The sequence below is a fragment of the Polaromonas sp. genome, from assembly GCF_043778355.1.
Classification (GTDB): Bacteria; Pseudomonadota; Gammaproteobacteria; order Burkholderiales; family Burkholderiaceae_C; genus Polaromonas.
In genome coordinates, this window is record NZ_JAYWHI010000080.1 from 1 (window position 1) to 2767 (window position 2767).

Sequence of the window (2767 nt, forward strand, 5' to 3'; positions counted from 1 at the left end):
CGCAGCGCGCTGCGCGAGGCCGCCGCCGCACTCGACCAGGCCGAGCTCTACCAGCAGCCGCTGGAGATGAGCCTGGCGCTGGCGCAGATGGCCCGCTGCTACCGCGCGCTGCAGGCGCTGGGGCCGGCCGAGCTGGTGCTGGAACGGGCGTTGGCCTGGGCCCGCGTCCTCGGCGCGGCCGACCAGGCGGTGGAAATCCTGTGCCTGCTGGCCGAGACCAGCTGTTCGGTTGCCGAGCTGCATGCGCAAGGCGATTCGCGACGCAGCCATGCGGCGCTCGAGCGCACCCGCGACTGGGCCTTCGAAGCCACCGGCCAGGCAGCGCACGTCACCGATCCGCATTGGGAGATCAAGGTGCTGCTGCGCATCAGCGACGTGCTCGACCGCTGCGGCGACCATGACGACGCGGTCGAGCTGCAGTCACGTGCGATGCGGCTGATGTATGCGCCGCATGCGGTCAGCGGCGACACCGACGCGCCTTTGCCACCCCCCACGCTCTGAGCGATCCGGCGCCAGAGCCACGGCAGTGTTGCGGTTCCTGCGCAGGGCGCAGCAGAGCAAGGCCAGCCCGGTCAGGACCATGGCCCAGGTAGACGGTTCAGGCACCACGCCCACGGGCCCGAACACGACATCCTGGATTTCGAAGGTGCGCCGGAATTGCACGCCGGAAACGGTCTGTCCGAAATAAAGGACGCTGTAGCGCAGGTTGTTGTCTGCACGCGTGCTGTCCAGCGTGGGCAGCACCGAAGCCAGCGCGGTGTTCGGGTACAGGTCGGGCGCCGTTCCGACGGGCAGACCTGCGCTGATGTCGGTGATCACGAACTGCGCCAACAGGTAGCTCACGTCGGCGGGCCGGCTGTTCGCCACTTGGCGAAAAGACGGAAGAAAAAGCCTGTCGACCTGCAAGCCCGGCACCAGGGGTTCGTCGCTGTTGTTGAAGACCACCAGGCTGCAGTCGGCAAAGAAGCGGTCGCAGGCCGGTCCGCCGGCGTGAGTGAGCGTTCCGAACTGCAACTTCGACGAACTCAGCAGGTACTGCGTGCCGCCCATGGCGATGCCATCGGGCAGTTTCCTGCTCGCTGCAGCGGGGTCGATGCTGAAACTGCCCTGCACCGTCGTGCCATCGACCAGGAACGAGGCCAGGCTGTCAGGCACATTACTGGGGCCCGATGCGCCACCGCTGCGGGTGTCTTCGCCCAGGTCGGCAATGGCCCGGCCGGTGAAGGCGAAGTCGGCCAACTGGGCCCGAGCCTGAGCCGGGGCCAGCGCCAGCAGGCAAAGCGCCTGGGTCATCAAGACTTGTCGCACGTTCATGCAAGCTCCCCAGGGTCACGGTGACGGTGGACGATTGTCCGCTGCCCTCGTGCTGCGGTGGGCAGGTTGTGCGCACCATGCACTTCGAATCTAGTGATGGTGCTGGCCCGGCTGACGCTGTAGCTTGGTCATCCACCCGAAAAAGGAGGTTTGCCATGATCCACGACACACATGCTTGCGACCGCCGCATCTGTGCCCTTTGGCTGCGCCAAAGCGTCTTGCTCGCAGCGACGCTTGGCAGCGTCACAGCGGCCCAGGCCATCACCGGCAGTGTGACCGTGTACTGGGACACGCTGAAGATCCAAATCGACGACAGCGACCCCAGCGACGGCATCACGCCCCAGCTCAGCTGGTCAGACCAAGTGACAGCCAGCGGTGCAAATCGTGCCGGCCCGCTGGCCGCGACCGCCGAACCCGATTGGACGACGCCGGGTGGCCTGAGCTTCACAGACAGCTCCTTGCAGCTGACGACGGCCTTCGATGCCGCCAGACTGCAGGTCGACGCGGCCTCCTCCGGTGGGGGGCCCAGTGGGACGATCGTCTACCGATATGGCCAGTTGCAGCTCAGCGGCGCGGGACGCGTCACCGTGTCCGTCGATATGGAAGCGCATGTATCGGCAACGCCAGCCGAGCTGCTTTGGCGTGGCGGCGTCTATGGCCAGGTCTGGCCCTATGCCGACGCCAACCTGTTCTTTGCCGATACGTCCTCCATCGACAACACCCTGTCGACTGTGGACTACCTGCGGGCCGATCTCGGCACCTGGGGCCTGGACCGCTATGGCACGCTGACGACCAGCATCGACCTGGCCGCCGGCCAGGCCGTCTACCTGTTCACGCAGCCCGGCGTGGTGCTCAATCCGGTGCCCGAACCGCAGAGCTGGGCGCTGTTGCTTTTTGGCCTGGCGAGCCTGGCCGGTTGGACGATGACCTGTCGAGCTCGGCGCACAAAACCTTGACGGGCAACTGGATGGCGCCGAGGTCTCGACAGGCTGCGCTTTTCACCCGACACGCGGCACGGCTTGCCGATGCGTATCAACCAGCGCAATCGCTTTCGAGTGTTCGAGGGGTAGCCCAGGCCGGCGGTGCGCGTCATCAGCAAGCGCGGTGAGTCGCCGTCGATGCCTTCCTGTTGGCGCCGACACAGGGCTTCAGTTTCGGGGCCTGAACCCACACGCGATCATCGGACAGAGCACAGGCCGCGCGAGGCGCTGGAATCCCTCTCCCGTGGTGTAATAACTGATAGTTTATCAGGAGCTCGCCACATGCCCACCAGTGTCGCCCTCGGCAGCCGCCTCGAGACCTTTGTGCGCGAGCAGGTGGGCGGTGGCCGCTACAACAACGTCAGTGAAGTGGTGCGCGACGGGCTGCGCTTGCTCGAGCAGCGCCAGCGCGAGGATGCAGCCAAGCTGCGTGCGTTGGAGCGCGCCGTGGCGGGCGGCATCGCCGCCATCGA

At 66.4% G+C, this 2767-nt stretch carries 4 protein-coding genes; 3 read left to right on the forward strand and 1 reads right to left on the reverse strand.

Annotated features, from left to right (window positions below; genetic code table 11):
• On the forward strand, positions 1–501 hold a 501-nt coding region (locus ACH2CW_RS11825), incomplete at its 5' end, for a hypothetical protein (RefSeq protein WP_395058326.1).
• On the opposite strand, the gene ACH2CW_RS11830 is transcribed toward ACH2CW_RS11825, so the two are convergent.
• Positions 421–1314, reverse strand: a complete 894-nt coding sequence (locus tag ACH2CW_RS11830) for a PEP-CTERM sorting domain-containing protein (RefSeq protein ID WP_395058328.1) — start codon at positions 1312–1314, stop codon at positions 421–423. The genes ACH2CW_RS11825 and ACH2CW_RS11830 overlap by 81 nt on opposite strands.
• 155 nt (positions 1315–1469) lie before the next feature.
• On the opposite strand from ACH2CW_RS11830, the gene ACH2CW_RS11835 reads away from it, so the two are divergent.
• A complete protein-coding gene (locus ACH2CW_RS11835) occupies positions 1470–2270 on the forward strand; it encodes a PEP-CTERM sorting domain-containing protein (protein WP_395058329.1) in 801 nt (266 codons plus the stop codon).
• A gap of 306 nt (positions 2271–2576) precedes the next feature.
• The coding region (locus ACH2CW_RS11840; RefSeq protein WP_395058331.1) for a type II toxin-antitoxin system ParD family antitoxin at positions 2577–2767 on the forward strand (191 nt) is incomplete at its 3' end.

Coding starts and splice junctions, on each gene's coding strand:
- ACH2CW_RS11835 (WP_395058329.1), top strand. CDS start 1,470: ATGATCCACGACACACATGCTTGCGACCGCCGCATCTGTGCCCTTTGG.
- ACH2CW_RS11830 (WP_395058328.1), bottom strand. CDS start 1,314: ATGAACGTGCGACAAGTCTTGATGACCCAGGCGCTTTGCCTGCTGGCG.